The organism is Kribbella ginsengisoli, assembly GCF_039537185.1.
Classification (GTDB): Bacteria; Actinomycetota; Actinomycetes; order Propionibacteriales; family Kribbellaceae; genus Kribbella; species Kribbella koreensis.
This window is the reverse complement of sequence record NZ_BAABAA010000002.1, coordinates 40,459-65,623: the sequence shown is the minus strand read 5'-3', so window position 1 is coordinate 65,623 and position 25,165 is coordinate 40,459. Positions and strand designations below refer to the sequence as shown.

General features: G+C 68.2%; 22 protein-coding genes. 14 read left to right on the top strand and 8 right to left on the bottom strand.

Features of this window, described 5'->3' with window-relative positions:
• Positions 1 to 18: 18 nt before the first annotated feature.
• From ABD768_RS07550 to ABD768_RS07540, 3 genes are all read right to left on the bottom strand, one after another.
• Positions 19 to 819: a hypothetical protein gene (locus tag ABD768_RS07550; protein WP_343982545.1), complete on the bottom strand. Its 801-nt coding sequence runs from the start codon at positions 817 to 819 to the stop codon at positions 19 to 21.
• Positions 819 to 1,112: a hypothetical protein gene (locus tag ABD768_RS07545; protein ID WP_343982548.1), complete on the bottom strand. Its 294-nt coding sequence runs from the start codon at positions 1,110 to 1,112 to the stop codon at positions 819 to 821. The genes ABD768_RS07550 and ABD768_RS07545 overlap by 1 nt, the downstream gene beginning before the upstream one ends.
• Positions 1,113 to 1,219: 107 nt before the next feature.
• Positions 1,220 to 1,846, bottom strand: coding sequence for a hypothetical protein (locus ABD768_RS07540; protein ID WP_344838797.1), 627 nt, complete (start codon positions 1,844 to 1,846; stop codon positions 1,220 to 1,222).
• A gap of 49 nt (positions 1,847 to 1,895) precedes the next feature.
• On the opposite strand from ABD768_RS07540, the gene ABD768_RS07535 reads away from it, so the two are divergent.
• The 6 genes from ABD768_RS07535 to ABD768_RS07510 all read left to right on the top strand — a co-directional run bounded on the left by ABD768_RS07535 (position 1,896) and on the right by ABD768_RS07510 (position 8,562).
• The gene (locus tag ABD768_RS07535) at positions 1,896 to 2,285 is read left to right on the top strand and encodes a (deoxy)nucleoside triphosphate pyrophosphohydrolase (RefSeq protein ID WP_343982553.1); all 390 of its coding nucleotides are present in this window, start codon (positions 1,896 to 1,898) and stop codon (positions 2,283 to 2,285) included.
• A 166-nt stretch (positions 2,286 to 2,451) separates the two neighbouring features.
• Positions 2,452 to 3,498, top strand: a complete 1,047-nt coding sequence (locus ABD768_RS07530) for an ABC transporter permease (RefSeq protein ID WP_343982555.1) — start codon at positions 2,452 to 2,454, stop codon at positions 3,496 to 3,498.
• A 3-nt stretch (positions 3,499 to 3,501) separates the two neighbouring features.
• A complete protein-coding gene (locus ABD768_RS07525) occupies positions 3,502 to 4,506 on the top strand; it encodes an ABC transporter permease (RefSeq protein ID WP_343982558.1) in 1,005 nt (334 codons plus the stop codon).
• A 19-nt stretch (positions 4,507 to 4,525) separates the two neighbouring features.
• Positions 4,526 to 5,593 carry an ABC transporter ATP-binding protein gene (locus ABD768_RS07520; protein WP_343982561.1) on the top strand — a complete coding sequence of 356 codons (1,068 nt, stop codon included), beginning with the start codon at positions 4,526 to 4,528 and terminating at the stop codon, positions 5,591 to 5,593.
• A gap of 28 nt (positions 5,594 to 5,621) precedes the next feature.
• The gene (locus tag ABD768_RS07515; RefSeq protein ID WP_343982564.1) at positions 5,622 to 6,659 is read left to right on the top strand and encodes an ABC transporter ATP-binding protein; all 1,038 of its coding nucleotides are present in this window, start codon (positions 5,622 to 5,624) and stop codon (positions 6,657 to 6,659) included.
• Between the two features lie 187 nt (positions 6,660 to 6,846).
• Positions 6,847 to 8,562, top strand: coding sequence for an ABC transporter substrate-binding protein (locus ABD768_RS07510; RefSeq protein ID WP_343982566.1), 1,716 nt, complete (start codon positions 6,847 to 6,849; stop codon positions 8,560 to 8,562).
• A gap of 86 nt (positions 8,563 to 8,648) precedes the next feature.
• Here the strand turns inward: ABD768_RS07510 and ABD768_RS07505 are convergent, their stop codons facing one another.
• Positions 8,649 to 11,009, bottom strand: a complete 2,361-nt coding sequence (locus ABD768_RS07505) for an ATP-binding protein (protein ID WP_343982569.1) — start codon at positions 11,007 to 11,009, stop codon at positions 8,649 to 8,651.
• A 130-nt stretch (positions 11,010 to 11,139) separates the two neighbouring features.
• Here ABD768_RS07505 and ABD768_RS07500 point away from each other — a divergent pair, with 130 nt between their 5' ends.
• The 6 genes from ABD768_RS07500 to ABD768_RS07475 all read left to right on the top strand — a co-directional run bounded on the left by ABD768_RS07500 (position 11,140) and on the right by ABD768_RS07475 (position 19,593).
• Positions 11,140 to 11,436, top strand: coding sequence for a response regulator transcription factor (locus ABD768_RS07500; protein ID WP_343982572.1), 297 nt, complete (start codon positions 11,140 to 11,142; stop codon positions 11,434 to 11,436).
• 56 nt (positions 11,437 to 11,492) lie between these two features.
• Complete coding sequence (gene mshB / locus ABD768_RS07495) at positions 11,493 to 12,404, top strand: N-acetyl-1-D-myo-inositol-2-amino-2-deoxy-alpha-D-glucopyranoside deacetylase (RefSeq protein ID WP_344838791.1); 912 nt, start codon at positions 11,493 to 11,495, stop codon at positions 12,402 to 12,404.
• A 45-nt stretch (positions 12,405 to 12,449) separates the two neighbouring features.
• Positions 12,450 to 14,792: a tetratricopeptide repeat protein gene (locus ABD768_RS07490; protein ID WP_344838788.1), complete on the top strand. Its 2,343-nt coding sequence runs from the start codon at positions 12,450 to 12,452 to the stop codon at positions 14,790 to 14,792.
• Positions 14,793 to 14,812: 20 nt separating this feature from the next.
• Positions 14,813 to 17,176: an ATP-binding protein gene (locus ABD768_RS07485; RefSeq protein WP_344838786.1), complete on the top strand. Its 2,364-nt coding sequence runs from the start codon at positions 14,813 to 14,815 to the stop codon at positions 17,174 to 17,176.
• Between the two features lie 57 nt (positions 17,177 to 17,233).
• A complete protein-coding gene (locus ABD768_RS07480) occupies positions 17,234 to 17,749 on the top strand; it encodes a flavin reductase family protein (RefSeq protein ID WP_344838784.1) in 516 nt (171 codons plus the stop codon).
• Between the two features lie 65 nt (positions 17,750 to 17,814).
• Complete coding sequence (locus ABD768_RS07475) at positions 17,815 to 19,593, top strand: VanW family protein (RefSeq protein WP_343982584.1); 1,779 nt, start codon at positions 17,815 to 17,817, stop codon at positions 19,591 to 19,593.
• 73 nt (positions 19,594 to 19,666) lie between these two features.
• Here ABD768_RS07475 and ABD768_RS07470 read toward each other — a convergent pair whose 3' ends face one another.
• Positions 19,667 to 20,098, bottom strand: a complete 432-nt coding sequence (locus ABD768_RS07470; RefSeq protein ID WP_343982586.1) for a type II toxin-antitoxin system PemK/MazF family toxin — start codon at positions 20,096 to 20,098, stop codon at positions 19,667 to 19,669.
• Positions 20,099 to 20,157: 59 nt separating this feature from the next.
• Between ABD768_RS07470 and ABD768_RS07465 the strand changes: the two genes are divergently transcribed.
• A complete protein-coding gene (locus tag ABD768_RS07465; RefSeq protein ID WP_344838780.1) occupies positions 20,158 to 21,591 on the top strand; it encodes an MFS transporter in 1,434 nt (477 codons plus the stop codon).
• Here ABD768_RS07465 and ABD768_RS07460 read toward each other — a convergent pair.
• Positions 21,568 to 22,506: a GNAT family N-acetyltransferase gene (locus tag ABD768_RS07460; RefSeq protein ID WP_343982592.1), complete on the bottom strand. Its 939-nt coding sequence runs from the start codon at positions 22,504 to 22,506 to the stop codon at positions 21,568 to 21,570. The genes ABD768_RS07465 and ABD768_RS07460 overlap by 24 nt on opposite strands.
• A gap of 130 nt (positions 22,507 to 22,636) precedes the next feature.
• Here ABD768_RS07460 and fdxA point away from each other — a divergent pair, with 130 nt between their 5' ends.
• A complete protein-coding gene (fdxA, locus tag ABD768_RS07455) occupies positions 22,637 to 22,963 on the top strand; it encodes a ferredoxin (protein WP_131285641.1) in 327 nt (108 codons plus the stop codon).
• A 121-nt stretch (positions 22,964 to 23,084) separates the two neighbouring features.
• Here fdxA and ABD768_RS07450 read toward each other — a convergent pair whose 3' ends face one another.
• Together ABD768_RS07450 and dapD are read right to left on the bottom strand one after the other, a co-directional pair.
• Complete coding sequence (locus tag ABD768_RS07450; RefSeq protein ID WP_343982601.1) at positions 23,085 to 24,062, bottom strand: VldE C-terminal domain-containing protein; 978 nt, start codon at positions 24,060 to 24,062, stop codon at positions 23,085 to 23,087.
• Between the two features lie 115 nt (positions 24,063 to 24,177).
• The gene (gene dapD, locus ABD768_RS07445) at positions 24,178 to 25,116 is read right to left on the bottom strand and encodes a 2,3,4,5-tetrahydropyridine-2,6-dicarboxylate N-succinyltransferase (protein WP_343982604.1); all 939 of its coding nucleotides are present in this window, start codon (positions 25,114 to 25,116) and stop codon (positions 24,178 to 24,180) included.
• Positions 25,117 to 25,165 lie beyond the last annotated feature (49 nt).

Sequence of the window (25,165 nt, the reverse complement as noted above, 5' to 3'; positions counted from 1 at the left end):
AGTGTTCAGACGTCCGTATCAGTTGAAGAAGCGCAGATCGGAGAACCAGCCGGCCGAGACCGACATGATGTACGCGTCGGTGATGATCACGGTGAAGAGCGAGATCATCGCGTACGTGCCGTGCTTGGGGTTCAGCTTCGACACGAAAGTCCAGTACCGGTAGCGCAACGGGTGCTTGGAGAAGTTCTTCAGTCGGCCGCCGACGATGTGCCGGCAGGCGTGGCACGACAGCGTGTACATCCACAGCATCACCAGGTTGATCCAGATGATCAGCGTGCCGAGGCCGATGCCGAAGCCGCCGTCCTTGCCGTGGAAGGCCTGGGTGCCGTCGTAGACGTTGAGCAGACCGAACAGCAGCGCGCCGTAGAAGAAGTACCGGTGCAGGTTCACCGCGGTGATCGGGAACTTGCGCTCACCGTTGTACTTCTTGTGCGGCTCCGGCACCGCGCAGGCGCCCGGGGCGATGAGCAGCGAACGCCAGCCCGCCTTGCGGTAGTAGTAGCAAGTGCCGCGGAAGCCGGCCAGCACGGCGAACGTGATGATGCTGAACGGAAGGACCCGGGGGAAGTCCCCGAACCAGGTGCCCAGGTGACTCGAGCCCTCGACGCAGGACGAGGTCACGCACGGCGAGTACAACGGGGTCAGGTAGTGGTACGCGTCGACCCAGTAGTACTTGTTCATGAAGATCCGGACCGTCGCGTAGACGACGAAGAAGCCCAGGATCACGCCGATCCGCAGCGGCGCGAGCCACCAGCGATCGGTTCGTAGAGTCTTCTGCTTGATCTGTGCGCGACCCGGCGCGCTAACTCCGGTCGCCATCAGGGAGCGCGCCGGTCAGGGGCGCCGAAGCCTTCATGCTCCGCGTCGGTCCACATGGACGCGTCGTATTCCACGTCGGGGATCTCCTCGAGTTCCTCCGGAACGGGTCCGGGTCTGTGATGAGGGTCGGGAGGGCCGAGCTCGGCCAGGTCGTCACTCAGCCTGGCCACGTCCGACACCAATCGGCGAACGCCGAGGGTGTCACCGTACTCCTGGCTCAGCTTGCCGACGCTGGCGTGTAGCGCTTCGAGCGCGCGCTGCACCGCTGCCACGGTGCTGTTGCCGTCACCCATACCGACTCCAGTGATGGTTTTGTCGCTGTAAGTATGGGCACACTTTGCCCTCGCGCGGCGCACAACGGAAGACCCCTCGGTACGGCGTGTTCCTACTTAGGTTTACCTCAGTTGCCGATGGCCGTCGGGTGGAGTAAAGGGGCGAATCCGGCCTTCAGGACAAGGAGATTCGCGGGCGGCGTCAGTACTTCGACCTCGCGCAGACCGGCCGGCCGGGCGGGTGTGTTGTATCCCTCCCACGACCAGCCGAGCACTTTGCCGTCCAGTACCAGGGCAGGCCGGCCGTCGAGGCGGATCATCGCGCCGTCGGGCAGCTCGTCGAGCTCGGCGATCGTGGTGCGCTGCTGCCGGGTCCGCGGTTCGACCCGTTCGAGATGGAGCTGGGCGTCCATCGCGGTGGCCCGGGGCCGTTCGGGCAGACCACGGCCGGCGGCCCACGCACCGGCGTACAGGAGGTAGTCGCGGCGGCGGCAGTAGGCGCACGGGCGGTGGCCGGCGGCGAGGGCGACCGCCTCGTCGAAGAAGAACAGCGCGGTCCAGCGGCCGGGTGGCATCGGATCGCGCTGGACGCCCTTCCAGTCGAGGACACAGCAGATCCAGGCCTTCGACCGCCAGCGGGTGGCGCCGAGGGTGCGGTCGGGGTGGTGGATCGTGCCGCGGTTGCCCATCAGCAGGCCGCGACCGGCGTCGGCCACGATCTCCTGGGTCGGCAGCACTCTGTTCTGTAGCGGCACCCCGCCATCATCCCCGGCCGCGTCGACAAGTTCTGACAGAGTGCGGCCCATGAGCGAGCGGCAGGTGGTCGTCGGGGTGGCCCTGATCCGGGACGGGCTGGTGCTGGCCGCGCTGCGCCCCGGTCCGGACGGCGGCTGGGAGTTCCCGGGCGGCAAGGTCGAGCCGGGGGAGACCGATGCACAGGCCGCGATCAGGGAATTACGCGAAGAGTTGTCCGTCGAGATCGAGCCGGGGGCGTCATTGGGTCCGGCCCAGCCCATCGGAGATCGATACCAGTTGCGCGTGTACGCTGCGGCGCTGATACGTGGTGAACCGGTTTTGTCCGAACACAGCGCGATCCGATGGGTCGGCGCGGCCGAGTTGGCACTGCTGGATTGGTTGCCAGCTGACCGTCCGTTCCTTCCCGCTCTACGCCAAGTAGTCGAAAACGGCACATAAGTGCGGGTGGCACTGAATACCCCGGTAACCGTGGCACTAATCCGTCACGATTCCGTGACATCGGTGAGTGCCCGGTGGCGTCCACACTGCGAGATCCGTAGGGTTCCCGGCAACTCGACCGTCGGGGTGACGACGTGCGATTCAAGGGGAAGGGTAGGCAACAGCGATGACGCTGGGGGTTACAGAAGACCTGTCTCCGGACGGCGGTCTTCCGGCAGACGGCTTGGCCGAGACAACTGAGGCCAAGCAGATCGAAGGCCGGTCCCTAGGGCAGATCGCCTGGGCCCGGCTGAAGAAGGACAAGATCGCCGTGATCAGCGCGGTCATCATCCTGCTGATCATCGCGGTGGCGATCTTCGCGCCGCTGATCGTGAAGATCAACGGCTTCCCGCCGGACCAGTTCAACAAGCTGAACAAGGACGGCACGCCGCTGCTGAACACGCGCGACGGCAGCATCCCGATCGGCGGTCTGTTCGGCAGTGGCTCGAGCAGTGAGCACTGGCTCGGCGTCGAGCCGCAGAACGGCCGCGACGTGTTCTCCCGGCTGGTCTACGGCACCCGGGTCTCGCTGCTGGTCGCGCTCGGTGGCACGATCATCGCGATCGTGCTCGGCACGGTCATCGGCATGGTCTCCGGCTACTTCGGTGGCTGGATCGACACCGTGCTGAGCCGGCTGATGGACATCATGCTGAGCTTCCCCTCGCTGCTGTTCATCATGGCGCTGACGCCGGTGGTCGCCGACCGGGGCCAGGCCCTGTTCGGGATACCCGACGACAACAGGCTCCGATTAGGCGTGCTGATGTTCGTCCTCGGGTTCTTCGGCTGGGCCTATCTGGCCCGGATCGTGCGCGGGCAGACGCTCTCGCTGCGGGAACGCGAGTTCGTCGAGGCCGCCCGCTCGCTCGGGGCCGGCCCGATGTACGTGATCTTCAAGCAGATCCTGCCGAACATGCTGCCGACCCTGCTCGTCTACACGACGCTGCTGATCCCGAGCAACATCACCGCGGAGGCCGCACTGTCCTTCCTCGGTGTCGGTATCAAGGAGCCCACCAGCTCGTGGGGCCGGATGATCAGCGACGCCTCGCAGTGGATCGAGAGCAACCCGCTGTACCTGTTCTTCCCGGGCATGGCGCTGTTCATCACCGTTCTGGCGTTCAACCTGCTCGGTGACTCCGTGCGTGACGCCCTCGACCCGCGTGCCGGGAGGAGCTGACCCATGGGCCGCTATCTGATCCGCCGCCTGCTGCAGACCGTCCTGATCCTCTGGGTGATCTCTGCCATCACGTTCTTCCTGTTCTGGATCACCCCGGCGAACCCCGCCCTGCTGATCTGCGGCAAGAACTGCGACACCGCGACGATCCAGACGGTGAACGAGACCTACGGTTTCGACGACCCGCTGATCGTCCAGTACGGCACGTACATGAAGGGCCTGGTCAACCCGGGCGGCCGCGACATCGGCACCGCCGGCAGCGAGCACAACTGCGCCTGGCCGTGCTTCGGCGAGTCGTACCAGAACGGCATTCCGGTCTGGACCTCGATCTCCGACGCCTTCCCGCCCACCCTGTGGCTGGCCGTCGGCGCCGCGGTGATCTGGCTGATCGGCGGCGTCCTGCTCGGATTGCTGGCCGCCCTGCGGAAGGGCAAATGGCTGGACAAGCTGAGTGTCGGGCTGGCGCTGTTCGGTGTCTCGTTCCCGACCATCGTGTTCGGCTATCTGTTGTTGTTCCTGTTCATCGTCAAGCTCAAATGGCTGCCGTTCCCGGACACGGCCAATTCCGAGTTGTTCACCGTCGGGCCGTTCAAGTGGCTGCAGTTCTACATCCTGCCCTGGCTGACGCTGGCGCTGGTCTACGCGGCGCTGTACACCCGGATCACCCGGGCGAACATGATCGACACGATGAACGAGGACTACATCCGCACCGCCCGGGCCAAGGGCCTGGGTGAGGGCACGGTGATCTTCAAGCACGGCCTGCGGTCGGCGCTGACGCCGATCGTGACGATCTTCGGCCTCGACCTCGGTGGCCTGCTCGGCGGCGCGGTGATCACCGAACAGGTCTTCAGCATCACCGGCCTGGGCAAGTTCTCGATCGACTCGGTGCTCGGCAACGACCTGCCCTCGATCATGGGCGTGGTGCTGTTCGCCGCCATCTTCGTGGTGCTGGCCAACGTGATCGTCGACGTCCTGTACGCCTTCATCGACCCGCGCGTGCGGTTGTCCTGACCCGTCGAGGAGACGACAAGTGACCGAGACTGTGACGACCACAGAGTCCACAGACCGTACCGGCAAGCCCTTCCTCGAGCTCAAGGACCTGCAGGTGCACTTCCCGACCGACGACGGCCTGGTCAAGGCCGTCAACGGTCTGAGCTTCACCCTCGAGCGCGGCAAGACGCTGGGCATCGTGGGCGAGTCCGGCTCCGGCAAGAGCGTGTCCAGCCTGGCCATCATGGGCCTGCACAAGGGCAGCCGGGCCCAGGTGAGCGGCGAGATCTGGCTGGACGGCGCCGAGCTGGTGGACATGTCCATCCCGGAGATCCGCCGGCTGCGCGGCCAGCAGGTCGCGATGATCTTCCAGGACCCGCTGTCGGCGATGCATCCCTTCTACCGGGTCGGCGACCAGCTGGTCGAGGCCTACCGGGTGCACAACGACGTGACCAAGGCGGTCGCCAAGAAGCGCGCGGTCGACCTGCTCGACCGGGTCGGCATCCCGTCGCCGGACAAGCGGTTCTACGACTACCCGCACCAGTTCTCCGGCGGTATGCGGCAGCGCGCGATGATCGCGATGGCGCTGATGTGCGACCCGCAGCTGCTGATCGCCGACGAGCCGACCACCGCCCTGGACGTCACTGTCCAGGCGCAGATCCTGGACCTGATGCAGGACCTGCAGAAGGAGTTCAACTCCGCGATCGTGATCATCACCCACGACCTCGGCGTCGTCGCCCAGATGGCGCAGGACGTGGTGGTCATGTACGGCGGCCGGGTGGTCGAGTCCGGCCCGGTCCGGGACATCTTCTACCGGCCCGAGATGCCCTACACCTGGGGCCTGCTCGGCTCGATCCCGCGGGTCAACCGCGGTGGCGATCACCGGCTGAAGGCCATCCGGGGTACTCCTCCGTCGCTGATCAACCTGCCCAAGGGCTGCCCGTTCCAGCCGCGCTGCGACTACCAGCAGTACGTCGAGGGGCACTCCTGCTCGGGTGAGGTACCGGAGCTGCTGCAGGTCGGCACGGATCCGCACCGGGTCCGCTGCCACATCGACCACGCGCAGCGCACAAAGCTGTTCACCGAGCAGATCAAGCCGAACCTGTGATGCCGGCCGTCAAGTTTGAGGAGCGATCGTGAGTACGTCGACGTCGGCCGAAGAGGTCGTCCGGCCTGAGCAGGGCGAGGCACTGCTCGAGGTGAAGGGGCTGCAGCGGTACTTCCCGGTCACCCGGGGCATCGTCTTCCAGCGGCAGACCGGCGCGGTCAAGGCGGTCGACGGGGTCGACTTCACCATCCGCTCCGGCGAGACGCTGGGCGTGGTCGGTGAGTCGGGCTGTGGCAAGACGACCACGGGCCGGCTGGTGACCAGGCTGGACGAGCCGACCGGCGGCTCGATCCGGTTCGAGGGTGTCGACATCACCCACCTGAACCGGCAGAAGATGCGGCCGATCCGGCGCCAGGTCCAGATGATCTTCCAGGACCCGTTCTCGTCGCTGAACCCGCGGCAGACGATCGGCACCATCATCGCGGCGCCGTTCGAGATCCAGGGCGTCAAGAGCGAGGGCGGCACGAAGAAGGCCGTCCAGGCGCTGATGGAGCGGGTCGGGCTGAACCCCGAGCACTACAACCGGTACCCGCACGAGTTCTCCGGTGGCCAGCGGCAGCGGATCGGGGTGGCCCGGGCGCTCGCGCTGCGGCCCAAGCTGATCGTCTGCGACGAGCCGGTCTCCGCGCTCGACGTCTCGATCCAGGCGCAGATCGTGAACCTGCTGGAGGACCTGCAGGACGAGTTCGAGCTCGCCTACATGTTCATCGCGCACGACCTGTCGGTGATCCGGCACATCTCGGACCGGGTCGCGGTGATGTACCTGGGCAAGGTCGTCGAGATCGCTGAGCGTGACGAGCTGTACAACCACGCCCGGCACCCGTACACCCACGCGCTGCTGTCGGCGGTACCGGAAGCGGACCCCGACGCGGTCGCCCATCGGGAGCGGATCCGGCTCACCGGTGACGTCCCCAGCCCACTGAATCCGCCGTCCGGGTGCCGATTCCGGACACGTTGCTGGAAAGCGCAGGACATCTGCGCCGAGCAGGAGCCTCAGTTGGTGCAGATCGGCGGGCCGGATCACCAGGCAGCCTGCCACTTCCCCGAGGAGCGCGATGTGATCTGAACATTGCGGAGAGTCACCATAAGTCTATCGATGGCAATGAACCAATCACGATCTGGTCACCGAGCCGCAAGCTCGTTGCACCACCTGTGAATCCGTGAGTTGATAACCGCGAATTGTGACGCCAGATGACCTATCCGGCCGCCGCGACCCGGCGTGGAACGTCATGACAAGGAAGGAATTACTGGCTATGAAGTACGCCAAACGAGTAGGACAGGTAGTTGCGGCAGGAGCCTCGGTGGCCCTGCTGGCGACTGCTTGCGGCGGCGGCAGCGATGACGCCGGCAGCAAGTCCACTGCAGGCAGCGACACCGGCACCGGGGCCAAGGGGGGCACCGTCACGGTTTACCACGTCAACGACGTCGAGCACTTGGACCCGGCGCGTAACTTCGTCACCGACTCCGGGATGATCGGCAAGCTGATCACCCGGACGCTGGTCGACTACCGGTACGACGCGAAGTCCAAGAAGATCGTTCTGGAGAACGACCTTGCGGCCAGCTACGAGGCCACGCCGGACTTCAAGACCTGGACCTTCAAGCTGAAGGACGGCCTGAAGTACGAGGACGGTTCGCCGATCGTTGCCGCCGACATCAAGTACGGCGCGGAGCGTTCGTTCGCCGCCGACATGGCAGAGGGTGCGCCGTACGCTCACCAGTACCTGGACTGCCCGGGCTACAAGGGCCCGTACGTGAACAACAACAACGGTGGCAAGGGCTGCACCGCGATCGAGGTGCCGGACGAGAAGACCATCGTCTTCAAGCTGAAGGAGCCGGTTGCCACCTTCGAGGGCGCGGCCAGCATGAAGATCTGGTCGCCGGTCCCGAAGGCCAAGGACACCCACACGGCCTACGACAACCACCCGGTCGCGACCGGCCCGTACAAGATCGAGTCCTACGTCCGCAAGAAGTCGCTGACGCTGGTCCGCAACACCAACTGGGACCAGAAGACCGACCCGCTGCGCAACGCGCTGCCGGACAAGTTCGTCTTCAAGTTCGGTGACGCCGAGGCGACCGTCGACCAGCGGCTGTTCGCCGACGGTACGGCCGACAAGAACTCGATCAGCTTCGCCGGTGTCCAGCCGGAGAACATCGCCAAGACCAACCAGCCGAACGTCAAGGACCGGGTCGTCACCGGTACCGACGTCTGCCGCCGCTACATCGCCTTCAACCAGCAGAAGCCGCTGTTGAAGAACCAGAAGCTGCGCGAGGCGCTGTACTACGGTCTGGACCGCACCAGCTACCGCGACGCCCGTGGTGGCGAGCGGCTGGCCGCGGTGGTCGACTCGATCATCCCGCAGGACCTGAACGGCTACACCAAGGAAAGCTTCTTCAACTCCCCGCCGGAAGGCGACCAGGCCAAGGCGAAGGCTGCCCTGCAGGAGTCTGGCTACAAGGGTGAGAAGCTGACCCTGGGCACCGCTGACTCGGGTCTGGCCACCAAGGCCGCCGAGGCCGCGCAGGCGTCCTGGAAGGCTGTCGGCATCAACGTCGACATCCGCAAGATCCCGGGCGACAACTACTACTCGACCCAGCAGCAGGACGCGTCGGCGACCGATCTGATCACCGCCGGCTGGTGCTACGACTGGGCGACCCTGGCCACCATCGTCCCGCCGGTCTTCGGACCGGACCTGACCGCCCCGAACAAGGCGGCTCAGAACAACTACGCTCGCAGCAACGCGGGCTGGGACAAGATGGCTGAGCTCTCCAAGGAGACCGACAAGCCGAAGATGGAGCAGGGCTACTCCGACCTGTACACCGAGATCATGAAGACGGCGCCGCTGGTGCCGACCGTTCAGGACCTCAACGTGTACGTCACCGGTTCGAACATCACCGACGCGGTGGCGGACCCGAACACCGGTGGAATCCTGGACCTGACGCAGATCGGCCTGAAGAAGCCGACCAACTGATCGACCAGGTAGCACCACCACCTGACAAGTGAGGAGGAGGCGGTTCCCTTCGGGGAGCCGCCTCCTTCGCTGTTGTGGTGCCGTGCTCAGGTGCCGCGGAGGAGTTGCTGCAGTGCCGCGGCGCCGTGGGCGTCGTGTTGTTCGTGGATGGAGAGGGCGATCCGCCATTCGCGCCGGGCCTCCGGGAGGTGGCCGCGGGCGTGGTGGACCTCGCCGAGGCTCTTGCGGATGTCGGCCTCGACCAGCCAGTCGCCGTACTGGCCGGCGATGGCCAGGCCCTCGCTCTGGGCGGCGATGGCTTCGTCGTACCGGCCTTCGGCCAGGCGCAGGCGGCCGAGCTCGTTCAGCACCTCGGCCTCCGGGATCGCGGCCCCTGCGGTCCGGTAGAGCTTGAGGCTCTCGCGCAGGGACTCGCCGGCGACCTCGTACTGCCCGGCCTCGCGATAGGCGACGCCGACGTTCTGGGCGATCATGCCGCGGTACTTCTCCAGGCCGGGCTCGACCAGGAGCTCCATCGCCTCGTCGAAGTGCCGTCGGGCGGACTTCGGCATCCCTGTCTTCAGGTACAGCATGCCGAGCGCCAAGCAGGCCCAGGCGGCTCGTGGCGGGATGCCCAGCCGCAGACCGATCTCGCGGGCTCGCTCGGCGTACGGGATGCCGTCGGTGGTGCGGCCGGTGCGCTCCAGTACGTGGCTGAGGCTGCTCAAGCAGAGCGCCTGGAGGTTGCCGTCGCCGGAGGCGTCAGCAGTGTCGACTGCACGGCGCAGGGGAGCGACGGCCTGTTCGTACTGGCCTAGCTCGGCATGGGCTGCGCCGAGGTCGTGCAGGACGAGGCCTTCGGCGATCCGGTCGGGGCCGCCGCTGACCAGGCGTAGTACGGCCTCGTTGACCTGAAGCCACTCGAGCCAGGCCCGGCGGACCGCGTAGTACACGTTGAGACCGACCGCCAGCTGTACTGCGAGGCTGGGCTGGTCCACTGCGGCCTGCTGCACGATGCCGACGAGGTTGGCCCGCTCGTTGTCCAGCCAGTTGAGCACGTCGTCCTGGTTGACGAGGTCCTGGGCGCCGATCAGCCACTCCTTGTCCAGCCAGCCGTCGCGGGTCACGCCGTGTCCGGCGTACTCGCTGGCCTTCCAGACGACGGCGGAGACCCGCCTGATCCACCGGGTGTTCGCTGCCGCCTTGTCCTGCTCGCTCAGCATCTGATCCGCAAGCTCGCGTGCTGCGACCCGCACCAGGTCGTGCAGCCTGTACCGCCCTGGTCCGGGCGTAGCGAGCAGATGCACGTCGACCAGCCGCTCCAGTACTACGACAGCCTCCGGCTCCGGGCTGTCCGACAGAGCCGCCGCCAGCGCGGAAGTGAGGTCAACGGAGTCCGACAACCCGAGCAGCGCGAACATCGTGACGGCCTGTACGTCGATCGGGTCGTCACTGCCGGCCAACTGCTCGATCGACAGCACCAGAGTCGCCCGGACACCGGAATCGTCCAGCTGCAGCTCGTCGAGCCGGCGCCGGCCGTCGGCCAGCCGCTCGGCGAGGTGGGCCACCGGCCACGTCGGGCGGGATGCCAGCCTGGCGCCGGCCATCCGGATCGCCAGCGGGAGTCCGCCGCACTGCCGTACGACCTCGGCGCACTCGTCCTCTGGCGCGTCCGGGCGTTCTGAGATCCGCCGGAGCATCTCGATGGACTCCTCCAGCGGCGGCTCGCCCAGCTGGAACTGGCGACCGCCCAGCCCGGCCATACTGCGCCTGCTCGTCACGATGACCGCGCAGCCGCCCGAACCCGGGAGGAGCGGCCGGACCTGGTCCTGGTCGGAGGCGTTGTCGAGCACCAACGCCATGCGGCGCCCGGCGAGCGCAGTACGGAAGCGGGCGGTTGCTGTGGCCAGGTCGACGGGAGGTGTCTCGCCCAGGTCCTCCAGTAGGTAGGTCAGGGCGTCCAGTGGCTCCAGTGGCGGGCCGATGCCGAAGCCGCGCAGGTCCAGGTACAGCTGGCCGTCCGGGAAGTGGTCCGCGACCTGGTGGGCGGTGTGGATGGCTAGCGTTGTCTTGCCGATGCCACCCATGCCTGTGATGGCGGTCACGCTGACGCCCTTGGAAGTGGTCAGGTAGTTGGTGAGCAGCTCCATCTCCCGGACCCGGCCGGTGAAGTCGCCGCTGGCGAACGGCAGCTGCCTGGGGGAGGCCGCCAGGGACGGCTTCGGCGCCGGCTTCTCGGACTTGCCGCGGCGGGAGGCGGCAGCGGCCAGCGCTGCCGTCTGGTCGGCGTCGAGGTGGAGCGCCTCGGCCAGCGCGTCGACCGTGCTCAGCTGGGGGTAGCGCCGGGTCCCGCGCTCGAGGGTGCTGATCGCCTGGACGCTCACGCCGGAGCCTTCGGACAGCTCCTCCTGGGTCAGCCCGGCGGCCGCCCGGTGCCGCCGGAGCAGCGCCGCGAACTGCGAGTCCACTCCCGTACCTCCCGATCGACACTTTCGGCCAGGGCCTATTTGTATGGGTGAACTGTATGGGTTGTACCTGGTGACCCGGTTTGCAGCGGTCGAGAATTGAACTCGCACGACGACTGGGGAGGAGATGTGCATGTCGGTTTACCAGGCTGTTCCTGCGGTGCGACGCGAGGACTTCGCACCGGAGGTCGTCTGTGAGGTCTACGAGCTGGGCACGCATCGCAAGACGCAGGCCGCGGCCAACGAGCTCACCAGCCGCCAGGTCACGATCGGCCGGCTGATGGCCACGGGCGCCAAGGACGCCGCGATCGCCCGCCAGCTCGGGCTCTCGCTGCGGACCGTCCGGGCCGAGATCAGCGCGCTGATCGCCGGACTCGGCGCCCGGTCGCGCTTTCAGGCAGGCTGCCTGCTGGTCCGCCGGTTCGGGTGAGAACCGGTGGTCTAGCTACCCCGGGAACTGTCCGCCGGCCCACGTAGGCTGGCGGTATGAGTGAGCTTCCCGACCGCCGCCTGCTGCTGGTCCACGCCCATCCTGACGACGAGACGATCAACAACGGCGCGACGATGGCCCGGTACGTCGCCGAGGGCGCGCAGGTCACGCTGGTGACCTGCACCCTCGGTGAGGAGGGCGAGGTCCTGGTCCCCGAGCTGGCGCATCTGGCCGCGGACCAGACCGACGAGCTCGGCAAGCACCGGATCGGCGAGCTGGCCGCGGCGATGGCCGAGCTGGGCGTCACCGACCACCGGTTCCTCGGCGGGCCGGGCAAGTACCGCGACACCGGGATGATCTACAACGCCGAGGGCAACGCGGACGTCCCGCCGGACACCCGGCCGGACAGCTTCTGGAAGGCCGACCTGCTGGCCGCGGCGAACGACCTGGTCCCGGTCATCCGGGAGATCCGCCCGCAGGTCCTGGTCACCTACGACCAGTGGGGCAACTACGGCCACCCCGACCACATCCAGGCGCACCGGGTGGCGACCTACGCGGCCGCCCTGGCCGCGGCGCCGGCGTACCGGGAGGACCTGGGCGAGGCCTGGGAGATCACGAAGATCTACTGGCCGACGATCGCCGAGACGAGCATGCGGGAGAGCCTCCGCAAGCTCCGCGAGGCCGGCGACACCACCACCTTCGAGGGGATTGACCCCGACGGTCCGATGCCGCCGATGATCACTCCGGACCGGCTGGTCGACTGCGTCATCTCGGCCGGTGAGTACCTCGACCGCAAGATGAACGCGATGAAGGCGCACGCCACCCAGATCACCGTCGACGGCCCGTTCTTCGCCCTGTCGAACAACACCGGCAACGAGATCTTCGGCGACGAGGCCTACCGCCTGGTCAAGGGCACCGCGGCCCCCGGCCCCAGCGGCGTCGAGACGGACCTCTTCGCCGGTCTCTGATCCGCACGACGTCCAGTCCGGGCGGCCGGGATTACCATCGCCGGTATGGCCTTCGCCCCGGGGTTCGGAGTGGTCTTGCGCGGCTTCCGCCGGGAAGCCGCGTTGACGCAGGAAGCACTGGCCGAGCGGGCTGGGCTGAGTGTCGAGGCGGTCCGTCTCCTCGAGGCGGGTCGCCGGCGTAATCCGCGGCCGAGCACGGTCCGGCAACTGGTCGAAGCGCTCGGCCTGTCCGAGCAGGATGGCGCCCGTCTGCTGGAGGCCGCCCGTCGGCGGGTTGCGGCGACCGGCCACGAGCTGCCCCCGGACATCGACGACTTCTCCGGCCGGGCGACCGAACTCCAGGCGCTACTGGATTCGCTGACCAGTACCGCGCCCGCGGTCGCGCTCGTGTCTGTCGCGGGGATGGGCGGGATCGGAAAGACAGCGCTCGCGGTACGCGGGGCACGGCTCCTGAAAGGCACCTTCCCGGATGGCTTCCTGTATCTGAACCTCGGGGCGCATGGCGGCGGCGAACCAGCTCAGCCGCTGGAACTGCTGCAGAGGCTGCTCCGGGCGCTCGGGGTCGACGAGGGGCAGATCCCGGACGAGGTCGAGATGGCGGCCGCACGGTATCGCTCGGTTCTGGCCGGCCGGAGGGTCCTGGTTCTCCTCGACGATGCGGCCGGCACCTCTCAGGTCTCGCCACTCATTCCGGGCAAGGGTGGTTCGGCCGCGCTGATCACGAGCCGCAAACAGCTCACCGAGCTGCCAGGCCTACGGCAGCTGCGGCTGGATGTGTTGTCGGACGCCGAGGCGCTGGAGCTACTGGCGGCGCTGCTGGGCGAAGGCCGGGTCGAGGAGGAACAGGAAGCCGCGCTCGCGGTGGCCCGGTTGTGTGGGCATCTTCCGTTGGCGCTGCGGATCGCGGCCGGCTATCTGTCGGGGCAGCACGAGAAGAGCATCGGACACCTGGTGACCGAGCTCGAGTACTCACGCACGAGGGTTCTGTCCGCCGACGGAAACGGGGTTCGCGCGAGCGTCGACCTGTCCTTGCGGGCCCTCGCCGACGACCCGCGCCCGATCGCCCGGACGGCTGCCGAGGTGTTCCCGATCGCGGCCCTGCTCGGTGCCGATGACTTCGGACTGCCTGCGGCGGCAGCCGCGATGGACCGGCCGACGCGCGAGGTCGAGGACGCGCTCGAGCACCTGGTGGACATCAGCCTTCTCGAGACCCCGCAGCTGCATCGCTACCGGATGCACGACCTGGTCGCGGAGGTCGGCCGCGAGTTGGCGCAGGCGACTCTCGGGACGGCTGGTACCGAGGTTGTCCGGCTGCGGATCCTCGACCACTACCTGGCGCTGGTCTGGCGGATCGACGAGCATGCGGCACCACGTGAGGCGCTGGGCGAGTGGCCCGACCCACAATGGTCGTCGGCGGCCGAGGACCTCGATCTCGAGGCCGCGATCGAACTCCTCGACGCGGACCGCCACAGCTTGGTGGCCATCGCCCGCGCGGCGGCCGGCGGCTCCGAGGCCGAGCGTCGTGCGGTGATCCGGATCGCCGCCGGGATGAACAACTACGGCTTGTCCCGCAAACGGTGGAGCGAGTGGCGGGCGGTCCTGCAGGCCGCGGTCACCGTCGTCGGCGAGCTCGACGAGCCGGTCGCCGCGGGCATGGTGCATTTCGATCTGGGCATCGTCCACAACGAGCTGGACGACTTCGAAGCCGGCGCCGCGCAGCTGGCTCAGGCGGTCGGCTATGCCCGCGAAATAGCAGTGGCGGCGTTCCAGGCGGCCGCCGAGCTGCATCTGAGTCACGCTCTGGAGCGAGCGAACCGGCTGGCCGAGGCCCGGGCGATCGTGGAACGAGTGCAGCAGCAGCAGTGGGACGAGCAGATCGCCTCCTGGATCGCCTTGATCCTGGGAATGGTCGCCGGCAAGGAGAAGGATCTGTCCGGGCAACGCGCGGCCTTCGATCGCTCGATCGAGCTGTACCGCGTGGCGGGGGCGCCCGCGCGTGCCCTGGCGATGCGTTATCGGACCATCGGCGAGTCATTGGCCGAGGCCGGCGAGTACGAGGAAGCCGAAGCGGCCTTCCACCAGGCGCTGTCCCTCTATCGTGCCGAGAACGACGCGATGGACATCGCCGCGATCCTCGAATGCCTGGGGACTACCTATGTCGCCGCCGGTCGCTTCGACAAGGCGGAGGCGGTTCTGCTGGAGGCACTGCCGCTCGTCCGGGAGCAGCAACAGTGGGACTGCGAGGCCCGTGTCCAGGTTGCCATCGGCCGGCGTCTGGCCGCGCTGGGGCAGTTTGGCGAGGCCGAAGACGTCTGGCGGGAGGCGTTACGGATCTATCAGGACCACGGGGCGGCGGCAGCTGATGGCGTGCGTGAGTTGTTGGCGTAGGGGCAACTAGGATCGCTGGTATGAGCACCCGGCTGGGTGGATTGTTGCGGGCGCACCGGACTGCGGCTGGGTTGAGTCGGGAGGCGCTGGCTGAGCGGGCCGCTTTGAGTGTCGAGGCGATCCGGGCGCTGGAGAACGGGCGGCGGCGGTATCCGCGGGCCAGCACGATCGAGCACTTGGCCGGGGCGCTGGGGCTGCCGGAGGCCGAGCAGGAGTTGCTGGTGCAGGCCGCGCAGAGGCCGGTGGCGCAGGCTGTTCCGCGACAGATGCCGGCGGATCTCGCCGACTTCGTCGGCCGGGAGCAGGCGCTCGACGAGCTGGTCGATGCACTGACGGCTGTTCCGGGCCATCCGGGCGGAGCCGTGCTGGTGGCGATCGCCGGGATGGGTGGCATCGGCAAGACCTCGCTGGCGGTCCGCGCCGCCCAGCAGACCGTCGATGAGTTCCCCGATGGTCAGTTGTACGTCGACCTGCGTGGGCACGGTGGTGACCCGGTCCCGCCGCTGGAGGCGCTGGGCCGGGTGTTGTGGACCCTTGGCGTGCGCGACGTACCGGATGAGCTGGCGGCCGCGTCTGCGCGGTACCGGTCCCTGCTGGCCGGACGGCGCGTGCTGCTCGTGCTCGACAACGCGGCCAGTACTACCCAAGTGGGACCGCTGCTGCCCGGTACTGCGGAGACGGTCACCCTGGTCACCAGCAGGCGAAGGCTGAGCGGGCTGGACGGAGCCAAGCATCTACCTCTCGACCTGCTCTCCGAGGCCGAGGGGCTGGAGCTCCTGGCGTCAGTGGCCGAGAACCGGACGGACCAGGAGCCCGCTGCAGCCGCCGAGGTCGTCCGGCTGTGCGGGCGGTTGCCACTGGCCCTGCGGATCGCCGGCACCTACCTCGCCGACCGGCCCGGACTCTCAGTCAAGCAACTGGCTGCAGCACTGGCCGACGAGCAGTCCAAGCTCGGCGTGCTGTCGTCCACTGGGCTGGGCGATGGCGTGCGGTCGAGCCTTGGCGTCTCCGTCGAGGCGCTGGCGGCCAGTGCCCGCAAGGTCGACCAGACGGCTGCCCGGGCACTCCCGCTGGTGTCCCTGCTCGCGGGGGACGACTTCTCGCTGCGGGTTGCCGCTGCTGCGCTCGATCTGCCCGTGTTCGAGGTCGAGACGGCGCTCGAGCACCTGGTCGACGTCAATCTGCTCGAGACGCCGGCGCTGCGGCGGTACCGGATCCATGACCTGATCCGGGCTGTCGGGCACGATCTGGCCTTGTCGATGACGACCGAGGAGGACCGGGCCGCGGTGAGGCTCCGGGTGCTGGATCAGTACGTCGCGACGCTCTGGCGCGCGGATGAGCTGGACCCCCAGTCGCCGGTGCGGGTCAAGTGGCACGACCCGGCCTGGGTGGCCGGCGCGCTGGACCTGCCCGATCTGGAGAGCGCCCTCGAGGAGTTCGACGCGGACCGTAACAACCTCGTCCTGGCGACCCAGGCCGCGGCGGCCGGGTCAAGGGCAGAACGCGAGCGGGTCGTGCGGATCGCGGCCGGCGCCAGTCTGGCGTGCCGGTACCACCGGCGATGGCTGGAGTGGAAGCAGCTCAACCAGTTCGCGGTCGGGCTGGTCGACGAGCGATCGGATCCGATGGCCGCCTTCATGATCCATTTCGACCTGGGACTGGCACAGGCCGAGCTGGGCGACTTCGCCGGCGGAGCGGAGCATCTGGCCGTGGCTCGCCGGCTGGCCGCGGAGCTGGGCGACGGCGAATACCAGGCCAAGAGCCTGATGAACCTGGCGCACGTGCTCGAACAGGCCGACCGGCTGGAGGAGGGACGGCAGGCCGCGCAGGACTCGATGGCTCAGGCGATCAAGATCGGCAACGAGAACGTGGAGGCCTATTCGCGGCTGATCCTCGGCCAGATCGCCGGGAAGGAGGGCGAGTTCGAGGCTCAGCGGGCGGCCTTCGAGGCGGCGCTCGACGTGATCCGGCGGACGGATCGGCCGTCCCGGGTGGCGGCGCTGCAGTTGACGATCGCCGAGGCATACCGGACGACCGGCCGGTACGACGACGCTGTCGACGCACTGCGGCAGGCCGAGGTGATCCACCGCGCGAGCGGGTCGGACGGTGGGGTGGCCGAGGTGCTCGATCATCTCGGCGCCGTGTGGTTCGAGCTCGGGCGCTATCAGGACGCCCTGAGCACCCAGCAGAACGCGCTGAAGCTGGCGGTGGTGGTCCAGGAGCAGGATCGGGAGGCGAGCGTGCGGCTGCGGATGGGACAGACGCTGGCCGCGCTCGGCCGGGCCGGCGAGGCGCGCGCCGAGTGGCAGGCCGCATTGCGCTTCTACGACAGCCACGGCAGCCCGCGATCGGAGCAGGCGAGGAAGCTGCTGGCCGGGCAGTGACTGGTTCCACAGCCGTGAGTTGAGGCGTCAACCTTCCCGGGGTCATAGAGTGCTGGAGTGACGACAGACCCCGGCGGCAGCATCGATTCCGGGGAGTTCCGTACGGCGATGGGCCGGTTCGCCTCCGGGATCACCATCATGAGCACCCTGCAGGACGGCGTCGCGCACGCGATGACCGCCAACGCCTTCACCTCCGTCTCACTGGATCCGCCGCTGGTCCTGGTGTGCGTCGACCACGGGGTCCGGATGCACGACGCGGTCCTCGACTGCGGATACTGGGCGCTCTCGGTGCTGTCCGACGCGCACGGGGAGATCGCCGAGCGGTTCGCCAAGTCGGGCCGGGACCTCTACCGGCAGTTCGACGGGATCGCCACCCAGACCGGTCCGAAGACCGGCTGCACGCTGATCGAGGGAGCGCTCTCCTGGCTGGAGTGCCGGACCTGGGCGACCTATCCGGGCGGCGACCACACGATCGTCGTCGGCGAGGTTTTGAGCCTGGGTACCGGGCCGGCCAGTGACGCTTCGGCGCTGATCTACTACGCAGGCGGATATCGGGCACTCAAGGGCAGATAGGCCTGCCCCTTCCGGTAGTCTTTGCCGTTGCTGTTACCTGGTTACGAGCAGGAGGACTCTGTCCGGTGGGGAGAAACAAGCTCGCGGGGATCATCGCCGCGGCAGTGTTCGGGGTGCTCGTAGTCGCTTACGGTCTCGCGTTCGCGCTGACCGGCGACAAGGTACCGGGGGATACGACAGTCCTGGGGATTCCCCTCGGTGGCCTGTCCGAGAACGACGCGAAAGCCAAACTGCAGGCCGGGCTGAAGGATCGCCTGGTGCTGCCGATCAAGGTCAAGGCCGGTGAGTCGACCTTCGCGGTGAAGCCCGCCGACGCCGGACTGACCCTGGACGTCGACGCGACCGTCGCCGCGGCGGGTGCCGGGCGCAGCCTGAACCCGGCCCGGATCTGGCGCGCGATGACCGGTGGGGACGCGATCCAGCCGGTGATCGCCAAGGACGAGACCAAGCTGAAGGCCGCCGTCGAGACGCTGGCCAAGCAGGTCAACCGGCCGGCCACCGAAGGCACGATCACCTTCGTCCAGGCCAAGGCCGTCAAGCACCCGTCCGCCGACGGGCTGCAGCTGGACAACGACAAGGCCGCCGAGACCGTCGTCTCCGGCTTCCCGTCGGACGGCAACCCCAAGGATCTCCAGGTCAGCGTGACCAAGCCGAAGGCCGGTACCGAGGCCATCGACAAGGCGATGACCGAGTACGCCGTACCGGCGATGTCCGGCCCGGTCCGGCTGACCGTCGGGGACAAGAGCGCCGACCTGCAGCCCGAGGAGCTCGCTCCCGCGCTGACCCTGGTCGCCAAGGACGGCGGCTTCACGCCGAGCCTGAACGCCAAGCTGCTCGAGCCGCTGTTCGCTGAGCGGTTCAAGACGCTGGAGACGCTGCCCAAGGACGCGACGATCGGGATCGTGGCCGGCAAGGCCAAGGTGATCCCCGCCGTCGACGGCATGGTGGTCGCCCGCGACAAGGTGGTGCCGGCGATCCTGGAGATCCTGCCGAAGCCGGCCGGTCAGCGGACCGCCGCGGTCGGCCTGGCGCACACCAAGGCCAAGGTCACCACCGAGGCCGCGACCGCGCTCGGGGTCAAGGAGGTGATGGGGGAGTTCACCACGCACTTCCCCTACGCCGAGTACCGCAACGTCAACATCGGCACCGCCGCCCGCAAGATCAACGGCACGCTGCTGAAGCCGAACGAGATGTTCAGCCTGAACAAGATCGTCGGCGAGCGGACCCGGGAGAACGGCTTCACCGACGGCAACATCATCAGCGGCGGCAAGTTCGTGCTGGATCTGGGCGGCGGCGTCTCGCAGTCGGCCACCACCACCTTCAACGCGGCCTTCTTCGCCGGCCTGAAGGACGTCCAGCACAAGGCGCACAGCGTCTACATCGACCGCTACCCGGTCGGCCGCGAGGCGACCGTGGCCTGGCCGTCGGTCGACCTGAAGTTCCTCAACGACTCCGGTCACGGGATCTTCGTGCAGACCATCTTCACCGCCGCCAAGCCCGGTGGGCAGGGCACCCTGACGGTGAAGATCTGGGGCACCAAGGTCTGGGACATCACCGCGGGCAAGTCCGAGCGGACCAACTTCCGCGCGCCGGGCGAGGTCTGGGACACCGCCGCGAACTGCAGGCCGCAGGCGCCGACCGGTGGCTTCGACATCAAGATCTTCCGGTACTTCGCGAAGAACGGCGTCCGGGTCAAGACCGAGTCGTTCACCACGAACTACAACGCGGCCGACACCATCCACTGCGGCCCCAAGCCGGGCACGCCGCCGGCGACGCCGACCACTCCCGGTCCGCCCGGGATGGGCAAGCCGTCGGGCCCCAGCACCACGCGTCCGCCCAGCTGATCACTCTGTAGCGCGTTTCGGGCCGTCCCCATGCTTGGGGGCGGCCCTTTCGCTTGGCCCGGGCGGTGCGGTTTCAGGCGCGGTGGAGTTCGTGCAGGTGGGCTGCGACGTCGTTGAAGATGTCCTCGCCGATCGCCGCGCCCTCGCGACGCACCTCGGCCGGGTCGATCCGTAGTACCCGATCGATGCGTACCTCGCTGTTGCGGCCGGCCTTGTCCCACGGGCCGCTGCCGATGTCGAGCCAGACCCGGCCCCAGCGCGCCTCGTCGGCGGCGTCGCGGTCGTGGTCCTTGCTGGTCAGGATCAACGCGAGCAGCCACGGGCCGTCCGAGCCGACAACCAGTACCGGCCGGTCCTTGCCCTGGTGGTGGTCCTCCTCGAACGGCACCCAGGTCCAGACCACCTCGCCCGGATCGGCCACGCCGTCGTCGGGGTGCGGCGTGTACTCGACGTGCACCGTGCCCTCGTAGTCACCTGCGTACTCCGGTCGCACCTGCTCAGTCATGGGCCGACCCTACCGACTGCCTGCCCTCACACGATGGCCTCGCGACACGTTCCATCCCTATGCAGACACTCACGGCGACCCGCGGCCGGACGGCGATCCTCGCGATCCTGCTGACCGGTCAGTTCATGGCCAACGTCGACACCGCGGTCGCCAACATCGCGGCTCCGTCGATCGGCGCGACGCTGGGCGCCTCGGAGGGGCAGGTCGCGCTGGTGGTCTCCGGGTACGTCGTCGCGTTCGCCGTTTTGCTGATCACGGGCGCGCGGCTCGGGTCTTCGCTGGGCTATCGCCGGGTGTTCCTGCTCGGCCTGCAGGTGTTCACGGTCGCCTCGCTGGCATGCGGGCTCGCGCCGGAGACCTACTCGCTGACCGTCGCGCGGTTCGTCCAGGGCGCCGGGGCAGCGCTGATGGTGCCGCAGGTCCTCAGCGGGATCCAGCTGTACTTCGCCGGCCGCGACCGCGTGAAAGCGCTGGGATACTTCTCGATCGCCCTGTCCGGGGGAGCAGTAGCCGGACAGGTCGTCGGCGGCCTAATGATCGCCGCAGATCTCTTCGGTACTGCCTGGCGCCCGATCTTCTTGATCAATGTGCCCATCGGGGTCGCGCTGGCCTTAGTGGCCCGGCGGTACCTCCCCGCCGACGCCGCCGACGCCGCCGACGCCGCCGACGCCGCCGACGCCGCCGACGCCGCCGACGCCGCCGACGCCGGTGAGCAGCGGCAGGCGATTGATCTGCGCGGCGTGCTCACGCTGTCGATCACCGTGCTCCTGCTGATCGTCCCGCTGCTGCTGGGCTCCGAGCGTGGCTGGCCCGCGTGGGCGTGGGGCTCGCTGGTCCTCAGCCTGCCCATGGCGTTGCTGTTCGAGCGCGGCGAGCGCCACACGGCAGCCCGCGGCGGTCGTCCGTTGATCGCTCGTCCTCTGCTGCGCACGCCGGCCGTCCGGGCCGGGTTGCTCGCTCATGCGCTGACCACTGGTGCGTACTTCGGGCTGCTGTTCGTGCTGGCGTTGTACCTCCAGCAGGGGCTGGGGAAGGGCCCGGCCTACTCGGGGTTCGCCATGGTGGTGTGGGTGGCCGCGTTCGGGCTGGCCGGACCGATCCTGCCGCGGCTGCCGGAGAGCTTCCGCTGGATGCCGGTGATCGGCTGTCTCCTCCTGGCTGCGGGCTATCTGGCCGTGCTCGTCTATCTGCTGCTCGGTGGCTCGGCTGGGCCGTTGCTGTTCGCCCTGCTGGGGATCGGCGGGCTTGGGCTCGGGTTCAGCTCCAATACGCTCATCGGCGCCGTCACGTCGGCGGTGCCGACGCAGTACGCGGCTGATGCTTCCGGGGTCATTGCCACCAACGCGCAGCTGTCCGGGGCGCTAGGGGTGGCGGTGGGCGGTGCGGTCTACGTGGGGATCGCAGTGCCTGGGCGCGGGCTGAGCGTAGTACTGGCTGGGTTTGCCGGGCTTGCGCTGGCTGCGGCTTGGTCAGCTCGTCGGCTGGTTCGTTAGGTAGCGATAGCGGTACGCCATGGCGTACCCGAGGTTGGTGTAGGTCGTCATGGCCGGCTTGTTGTCCTCCACAACCTCCAGGTAGCTACGGCGGCCGCCCAACTGTCCAGACCAGCGCGCAAGCTCCTGCAGGATCGCTGTAGCGAGCCCACGTCTCCTGTACTCCGGATCGACCCGCACAGCATCCACACCGAGCCAGTGGCCGGTCATCGACCCGCGCCCAACCGCGACCACCCGGCCGTCCAGCTCCACCGAGGCGAAGGCCGCCTTGGGAGCGCCCTCCATCACAGCCGGCGCCACAGCCGGAGGAGCGCCTTCGAAGGCGGCCTCGTACCACGCAGCGTCCGGCTTATCGCTGACGGTGACCTCGTAGTCCGGGGACGCATTCACCAGCTCCAGCGTCGTGTGCATGACCTGTACGTCGGCCTGCTCCGGCCGAGCGTCGACCCAGCCCAACTGGCCTAGCTCCTGCGCCGCAGGGCTCTCCAGGCGGACCAGGGCCAACGGCTGCAGCCCCCGGTCGGTGTAGAACGCCTCAGCCAGCTTGAGAGCCTCCGAGACGGGCATCTCGGGGTCACCGGCCGGCAGGAGGGAGTTGGCGCGGCCAGTCCAGCCGTCAGAGGCCCGCAGGAGCCACTGGCCGACGTACGAGGTCTCTACTGCGGGGCGGCCCAGGGCAGTGGTGAGGAAGAGCTGCTCGACGTCCACGGGGCGCAACGGCATCGGCGGGATCCGCTTGGCTGCTGAGACGTCCTGCAAACGCACCCGGTGCAGCGTACTGTCGGAGTGCCGGACCACCAGCCAACCCGCGTCATAGCCCTGCAGCACCCCGATCACATCGGTCGACTGGCCGCCCGGAAGCCGGTGGCGGACGACGACACGGTGGCCGATATCACGGGCACTGAGGTCTGACACGATGCGGACTCCTGGCAGAGTGGGGCTGGTACTACCGTGATACTAGGTAGCCGCACCACCATATGAGCATCGGGAACACCGCACCGCAGCACCCAGTCCGCTGCGCCTGCTGGCTATAGGAGGAGTACCAGTGACCTACGTCATCGCGCAGCCGTGTGTTGACCTCAAGGACCTCGCCTGTGTCGAGGAGTGTCCGGTCGACTGCATCTACGAGGGCAACCGGATGCTTTACATCCACCCCGACGAGTGCGTCGACTGCGGAGCGTGCGAGCCGGTCTGCCCGGTAGAGGCGATCTACTACGAAGACGACACCCCGGAGCAGTGGAAGGACTACTACACCGCCAACGTCGACTTCTTCAACGACCTCGGCTCGCCGGGCGGCGCCTCCAAGATGGGCAAGATCGACAAGGACCACCCGTTCATCGCCGCGCTGCCCCCGCAGGAGCACGACGAGTAGAACCTGCCGGCCCCAGCCGACCACAAGTCGGCACCTTGAACACCCAGTGGGGAACTCGGGCACGCTATTTCATGTCCGAGGTCGCCGTTTGGTGTTCAAGGTCGCGTTCGGGGGTGGGGGACTACTGGTCGATGACGTCCACGTGGACGTGGTCGAGGTGGCGGAGGGTGTCCTTGTTGCCGGGGCGGTCGGGGGCGGTGTAGTCGCGCCAGCCGTCGTCGGACTTGCCGCCCGCGGTCCAGATCTTGTCGCTGAAGATGACCGTGCGGATGCCGAGGTGGTCGGCCCGGGCGACCAGGTACTGCGCCATCGCCCAGCCCTTGACGGTGTTGGCCGCCGAGATGGGCTTCACGAAGATGTCGACGGCGCGGCCCTCGTAGTGCGCTGAGCCCTCCATGTGGCCGGTCGTCACGCCGCCGGGCTCGTAGCCCCCGGTGGAGACCTTCCCGAAGGTGGCGACCAAGTCCTTGCGGACCTTCTCGGCACGCGGCGTCAGGCCGTTCTTGCCCATCGGCTCGGACGGCATCGACTCGGTGTTGACCGTGCAACTGAGCGCGGCCTTCGACTGCCCGGTCAGTGCGGACGCCAGGATCCGTGCATCCGCCTCATGGTCGGCATACGCGTTGGGGAAGGCGCTCCGCTGCACCTTGTCGGCTGCGACCGTCACTGCGAGCTTCTGGTAGTTCGGCACCTTCACCAGTGCGTCGTAGAACTTGCCGGCCGCGTAGTGCGGGTCCTGCACCTGCTTGATCGTCCCCCAGCCCTGCGACGGCCGCTGCTGGAACAACCCGAGCGAGTCCCGGTCCCCATGCGCCAGGTTCCGCAGTCCGGACTCCTGGTACGCCGTAGCCAGCGCGACCGTAGCGGCCCGCGGCGGCAGCCCACGGCGTACAGCGACGCCCACGATGATCGCCGCCGACTCCGCCTGCTCCAGATCCAGTACTACGGACCCGGTGCTGACCGTGGCCTCGCACTGCTCGCGTGGCGGCAGCAGTGGGCCGAAGTCCTTGCCGCTGACCCAGTGGATCCCGACACCGACAGCGACCGCGAAAGCACCCACTGCTCCCACTGCGACCAAGGCGCCCCGGTTCATCGGCATACCGGTCCCAACGTGCGACGACGGCGTACTGGTGCCCCGAGTCCGAGGCGCACTTCCGGGATATGGGTCACGCTCTGTATGACGTGCTGCCTCTCACCTTGGTTGGCGTGATTTGTCACGCGTTGGCGTGCAGGGCCTCATTGAGCGTGATGCCCTCGCCCTTGCGCGGCCGTGCCTCGACCGCGCCGGTGATCGAGTTGCGCAGGAAGAGCAGGCCGGACTGGCCGGACAGCTCGATCGCCTTCACCACGGTGCCGTCGGGCAGCTTGAGCTTGGTACCGGGGGTCACGTAGAGGCCCGCCTCGACCACGCAGTCGTCGCCGAGCGAGATGCCGATGCCGCTGTTCGCGCCGAGCAGGCAGCGCTTGCCGATCGTGAGCACTGCCTTGCCGCCGCCCGACAGGGTGCCGAGGATCGACGAGCCGCCGCCGATGTCGCTGCCGTCGTCGACGACCACGCCGGCCACGATTCGGCCCTCGACCATCGAGGTGCCGAGCGTGCCGGCGTTGAAGTTCACGAAGCCCTCGTGCATGACCGTGGTGCCCGACGCCAGGTGCGCGCCCAGGCGGACCCGGTCGGCGTCGGCGATCCGGACACCGGACGGTACGACGTAGTCCGTCATCCGCGGGAACTTGTCGACGCTCGTCACGGACAGGTGCTGCCCGGCGGCCCGCGCGCGCAGCCGCACGTGCTCGATCTCGTCGACCGGGACCGGGCCGTGCGAGGTCCACGCGTTGTTCGGCAGGGAGGCGAAGATGCCGTCCAGGCTGAGGCCGTGCGGGCGGACCAGCCGGTGCGAGAGCAGGTGCAGCCGCAGATAGGCGTCGGCGACGTCGGCCGGGGCCTGGTCGAGCGTGATCGCGGTCTTCACGACGGTACGGCGTACCTGGCGCAGGTCGTCGTTGCCCTCGGCAGCGATCAGCTCCGCCGGCGCCTTCGCACCCTCGGGCGCCTCGCCCAGTTCGGGGGCCGGGTACCAGACGTCGAGCACGTTGCCCGAGGTCGTGACGGTGGCGAGGCCGAAGCCCCAGGCGCGAGTGGCGTTCTCAGTCATACCCCAAAGCCTGCCAGACGCGTGGTCGGCGGCCGACCACCGGTCTTGC

Excerpts from the sequence above, each read along its gene's own strand:
- ABD768_RS07550 (WP_343982545.1), bottom strand. The coding sequence starts at position 819 with ATGGCGACCGGAGTTAGCGCGCCGGGTCGCGCACAGATCAAGCAGAAG.
- ABD768_RS07545 (WP_343982548.1), bottom strand. The coding sequence starts at position 1,112 with ATGGGTGACGGCAACAGCACCGTGGCAGCGGTGCAGCGCGCGCTCGAA.
- ABD768_RS07535 (WP_343982553.1), top strand. The coding sequence starts at position 1,896 with ATGAGCGAGCGGCAGGTGGTCGTCGGGGTGGCCCTGATCCGGGACGGG.
- ABD768_RS07530 (WP_343982555.1), top strand. The coding sequence starts at position 2,452 with ATGACGCTGGGGGTTACAGAAGACCTGTCTCCGGACGGCGGTCTTCCG.
- ABD768_RS07525 (WP_343982558.1), top strand. The coding sequence starts at position 3,502 with ATGGGCCGCTATCTGATCCGCCGCCTGCTGCAGACCGTCCTGATCCTC.
- ABD768_RS07510 (WP_343982566.1), top strand. The coding sequence starts at position 6,847 with ATGAAGTACGCCAAACGAGTAGGACAGGTAGTTGCGGCAGGAGCCTCG.
- ABD768_RS07500 (WP_343982572.1), top strand. The coding sequence starts at position 11,140 with ATGTCGGTTTACCAGGCTGTTCCTGCGGTGCGACGCGAGGACTTCGCA.
- mshB (WP_344838791.1), top strand. The coding sequence starts at position 11,493 with ATGAGTGAGCTTCCCGACCGCCGCCTGCTGCTGGTCCACGCCCATCCT.
- ABD768_RS07490 (WP_344838788.1), top strand. The coding sequence starts at position 12,450 with ATGGCCTTCGCCCCGGGGTTCGGAGTGGTCTTGCGCGGCTTCCGCCGG.
- ABD768_RS07485 (WP_344838786.1), top strand. The coding sequence starts at position 14,813 with ATGAGCACCCGGCTGGGTGGATTGTTGCGGGCGCACCGGACTGCGGCT.
- ABD768_RS07470 (WP_343982586.1), bottom strand. The coding sequence starts at position 20,098 with ATGACTGAGCAGGTGCGACCGGAGTACGCAGGTGACTACGAGGGCACG.
- ABD768_RS07465 (WP_344838780.1), top strand. The coding sequence starts at position 20,158 with ATGCAGACACTCACGGCGACCCGCGGCCGGACGGCGATCCTCGCGATC.
- ABD768_RS07450 (WP_343982601.1), bottom strand. The coding sequence starts at position 24,062 with ATGCCGATGAACCGGGGCGCCTTGGTCGCAGTGGGAGCAGTGGGTGCT.
- dapD (WP_343982604.1), bottom strand. The coding sequence starts at position 25,116 with ATGACTGAGAACGCCACTCGCGCCTGGGGCTTCGGCCTCGCCACCGTC.